Origin of the sequence: Frankia sp. AiPs1, from assembly GCF_023716945.1 — a bacterium.
Taxonomy (GTDB): domain Bacteria; phylum Actinomycetota; class Actinomycetes; order Frankiales; family Frankiaceae; genus Frankia.
In genome coordinates this window covers 1-4,206 of sequence record NZ_JAMQQF010000525.1, presented here as the reverse complement: position 1 = coordinate 4,206, position 4,206 = coordinate 1, and the positions used below count along the sequence as shown (strand labels likewise).

Genomic DNA, 4,206 nt, shown 5'->3' with positions numbered 1-4,206 from the left:
GGACCTGGGCGAGGACGCGTCGGCCCTCCTCGGTCATCGCGACCCTCTTGGCCCGCCGGTCGGTCGGGTGCGGCTCGGGGGCGCGGGCGCCGCGGGCGGCGCCGGTCCAGGTCGGGTCAGCTCCTCGTGGGGGGCACCGGCCTCGGCCGGCTGGAGTCGCGGTGGACGCGGTAGAGCGCCTCCTGGCTCAGGCTCGCGCCGAGGACGCCGCCGGCGGTGTGGATCGTGCCGGAGTACAGCCCTCGTCCCCCCGCCGCCGAGCGGGGGACCAGGTCGAGCAGCACCCAGTCGTCCATCCGGATCGGCCGGTGGAACCAGACGGCGTGGTCGAGGCTCGCGCCCGAGAGGGCCGCGCCGCCGGGCAGGCCCGCGAGGCCGGTGAAGGTGTCCGACAGGTACGTCAGAACGCAGGCGTGCAGCAGCCGGTCGTCGGGCAGCGCGACGGTGCTGCGCGCCCACACCCGGGTCGGCCAGCCGGAGTTTTCGTAGGGCTGCTTCGGCAGCCGGCCCTCGATCGAGAACAGCCGACCGAAGTGCAGCTGTTCGGCCGCGTCCGGATCGCCGGCGTCGGGCATCGGGTCGACCTGATGGTCGTCGCCATCCTCCGGGACCTGGAACGACACCGACATGTTGAAGATGACCTTGCCGCCCTGGACGGCGACGACCCGACGGGCGGAGAACGACCGGCCGTCCCGGTCCCGCTCCACCCGGAAGATCGTCGGCCGGGAGGCGTCCCCGCTGCGCAGGTAGTAGCCGTGCAACGAGTGCGGGACGCGGCCGTCGGCCACCGTGCGCCCGGCGGCCAGCAGCGCCTGCGCGGCGACCTGCCCGCCGTAGAGGGAGTACCGGTCCTCGAACACCGTCAGGGCCCGGTAGAGGTCCTGGTCCAGCTCCTCCAACTCCAGCAGATCGAGAATCGAGGCCGCCGGTTCGGCCGGCGGCGGCACGCTGCTCACCTGTGTCTCCTGCATCAGCCGGCGGTGGTCAGGCCCCAGGCCTGTCTCACCTGCGCGAGGGTGGAGCTGCCCACGGCCGGTCCCATCCCGGCGACGCGCCCCGGGGTGCGGGAGAAGCGCGGCGCCGGGGCCGGGGCGACCTCGTCACCCAGGTCGACGAACACCTCCCGGGCGGCCAGGTGCGGGTGCGCGCGGGCCTCCGACCAGCTCAGGACGGGTGCGGCGCAGGCGTCGGTGCCGTCGAACACCTGCTCCCACTGCGCCCGGGTGCGGCTGGCGAACGCGGTGGCGAACGCCGCGCGCATCTGCGGCCAGCGGCTGGCGTCGTTCTGGGCGTCCGCCCATTCCGGCAGGCCGAGCAGTTCGACGAGCCTGGCGTAGAACTGCGCCTCGATGGGGCCGACGGAGAACCAGCCGCCGTCGGCGGTCTCGTAGACGTCGTACCAGGGTCGGCCGGTGTCCAGCATGTTCGTGCCCCGCGGCTCGCCCCACTCCTTGCGGGAGATCATCGACCACATCATCGCCGACAGCGATGCCACCCCGTCGACGATGGCGCAGTCGACGACCTGGCCCTTCCCGGAGTTCCGCGCCTCGTGCAGCGCGGCGAGGATGCCGACGACGAGGTACAGCGCGCCGCCGCCGAAGTCGCCGACCAGGTTCAGCGGCACCTGCGGCGGCCCGCCCGCCCGGCCGATGGCACCCAGCGCCCCGGTGATCGCGACGTAGTTGATGTCGTGGCCGGCGGTGCGCGACCAGGGCCCGTCCTGGCCCCATCCGGTCATCCGGCCGTAGACCAGCGCGGGATTGCGGGCGAGCAGATCGTCGGGGCCGAGGCCGAGGCGCTCGGTGACCCCCGGCCGGTAGCCCTCGATGAACACGTGCGCGGCATCGACCAGGTCCAGCAGGCCGGCGTGGTCGGCGGGGTTCTTCAGGTCGAGGGCGACGGAGGGCCGACCGCGGGTCAGCCAGTCCGGCTGCGTGCCCACGGTGGCCGGCTTGTCCACCCGGACGACGTCCGCGCCGAGCTCGGTGAGCAGCGTGGCCGCGAACGGCGCCGGGCCGATGCCGGCCAGCTCGACGACCCGCACGCCGTGCAAGGGGCCGTAGCCGGCCTCGGGAGAGGGGGTCGAGGGGTCGGGCATCATCGCTCCTTCGGGGTGGATCACGACTTCGGGGTGGATCACGACTTCGGGGTGGATCACGACTTCGGATGGGATCACGACTTCGGGGTGGATCGTGGTCTCGGGGTGGAACGGTCCCTTAGCTCGGATCATGCCGTTCCCGCCCGCGTGGCGCCTGGTCAGCCGGCGGTGGGGACGCCGGAGGCGGCCGGCGCCGGGACGGCGGGCGTGGTGGTCCTCGCCCGCATGAGGCGCCGGGCGATGGCATGCTTGTGCACCTCGGTCGGGCCGTCGTACAGGCGAAACGCCCGAATGTCCCGGAAGATCATCTCGACGACCGTCTCGTCGGTCACCCCGATGCCGCCGAGGACCTGCACGCAGCGGTCGGCGACCTTGAACAGCTCCTCGGACACGTAGCACTTGACCTTCGACGCCTCGTGCCGGCCCTGCTCCCCCTGGTCGAGCAGCCAGCAGGCGCGCCAGATCGCCAGCCGGCAGTTGTCCAACGCGATCTCGTTGTCGGCGAGCTGGAAACCCACCCCCTGATGCTCCCCGATCGGCCGGCCGAACGCCGTGCGGGTGCGGGCGTGCTCGACGGCGATGCTGTGCGCCCGGTCGGCCGCGCCCAGCCAGCGCATGCTGTGCGTCAGCCGGGCCGGGGTGAGCCGGAGCTGGGCGTAGCGGAAGGCGTCGCCGACCGCGCCGAGCACCGCGGTGGCGGGCAGCCGCAGGTCGCGGAGGTTCACCACGCCGTGCCCCTCGACGTAGTTGCGGTCCATGGTGTTCATGACCCGCTCCACGTCGATGCCGGGCGTGTCACCCCGGGTGAGGAACAGCGTCGGGCCGCCCACCCCGTCGACGCCGGGGGCCACCCGGGCCATGATGATCCAGGTCAGCGCGCCGTTCGCCCCGGTGATCAGCCATTTGCGGCCGTTGATCACGTAGTCGTCGCCGTCGCGGACGGCCTCGGTGCGCAACTGGTTCGGGTCGGAACCTGCCCCGTCGGGCTCGGTCATCGCGAACACCGAGCGCGCCCGGCCCTCGATGACCGGCCGCAGGAACTCCTCCTGCTGCTCCGGGTCGGCGATCTTCGCCAGCAGCCCCATGTTCGCCTCGTCCGGGGCGGCGCAGTTCATCGCCACCGGCCCGAGCGTCGACCACCCGGCCGCCTCGTAGACCACCGCCTGCTCGACGTGGGTGAGCTCCCGGCCACCGAACCTCTTCGGCGCCTGGATGGTCAGCAGGCCCGCCTTGCGCGCCAGACCCACGAGTTCCTGGCGCAGATCGTCGTTGGGGCCGTGCGCGGTCAGCCGCCGATCGCGCTCGAACGGCACGATCTCGTTCTCGACGAACGTCCGTACCCGCTCCCGGAGATCCACCAGTTCCTGCGGCAGACTGAAATCGATCATAATCGCTCCCTGCGGTCTCGTCGGAATGTGTCCGGGCAGCGGGACGGCCGGTCCCGGGCGCGTGGCCGGGCGAGGCCCAGGCCGGTCAGGTGCGGGCGGCGGTGAGCTCCGCCGTCCAGTCGAGCACGGCATCGGCGATCCCGGCGAAGCCGGCGTAGCGCGGGCCGGCCACCGGATCGCCGGCGAAGCGCCGGTGGAGCTGCATCCAGGCGATCGCCAGCCGCAGCCGGGCCAGCGTCAGGTGGAAGCCGAGCTCGGCCGGCGCGCGGCCCGCCGCGGCGAAGTAGGCCGCGGCGACCTCGGCGCGCCGTGGGAAGCCGGGTTCGAGCGAGGGCACCTGGCGCAGCTCGTGCAGGGCCGGCGGGTCGTCCGGCTCGATCCAGTAGGACAGCAGCACCGCCAGGTCGAACAGGGGGTCGCCGCGGGTCGTCATGTCCCAGTCGAGGACGGCGACCGGGGCGAGGGTCACCGGATCGACGAGCATGTTGTCGAACTTGAAATCGCAGTGGATCAGCCGCGCCGCACCCGTGGGCACGGCGGCGACGGCGCCGCGCAGCCAGCCGATGACCGCCTTGGCGGCGACCGACAGGCCGTCGGGATACACCGCGGCGGCCCGGCGCGCCCAGCCCTCCACCTGCCGGCCGAGGAACCCCTCGGGTCGGCCGAGCTCGCCGCCCCCGCCCCCCCCCCGCTCCAGGGCGGGCAGCGGTCTCTTATAAA

Annotated in this window: 4 protein-coding genes; all 4 read right to left on the bottom strand. The window is 73.3% G+C overall.

The features are described 5' to 3' along the window. Nucleotides 1–116: 116 nt before the first annotated feature. Complete coding sequence (locus ND748_RS26655; RefSeq protein WP_251748957.1) at nt 117–956, bottom strand: acyl-CoA thioesterase domain-containing protein; 840 nt, start codon at nt 954–956, stop codon at nt 117–119. 14 nt (nt 957–970) lie between these two features. Beyond that, on the bottom strand, nt 971–2,098 hold the full coding sequence (locus ND748_RS26650; protein WP_251748956.1) for a CaiB/BaiF CoA-transferase family protein: 1,128 nt from the start codon (nt 2,096–2,098) through the stop codon (nt 971–973). A 158-nt stretch (nt 2,099–2,256) separates the two neighbouring features. Then, nucleotides 2,257–3,486 (bottom strand): acyl-CoA dehydrogenase family protein, encoded by a 1,230-nt coding sequence (locus ND748_RS26645; RefSeq protein WP_251748955.1) that lies wholly within the window; start codon nt 3,484–3,486, stop codon nt 2,257–2,259. Between the two features lie 85 nt (nt 3,487–3,571). Further along, nucleotides 3,572–4,206 (bottom strand): phosphotransferase (locus ND748_RS26640; protein WP_251748954.1); only part of this gene is annotated, 635 nt, incomplete at its 5' end.

What these genes read in the sequence shown, in the direction of transcription:
- ND748_RS26650 (WP_251748956.1), bottom strand. Translation starts at nt 2,098, where the DNA reads ATGCCCGACCCCTCGACCCCCTCTCCCGAGGCCGGCTACGGCCCCTTG.
- ND748_RS26645 (WP_251748955.1), bottom strand. Translation starts at nt 3,486, where the DNA reads ATGATCGATTTCAGTCTGCCGCAGGAACTGGTGGATCTCCGGGAGCGG.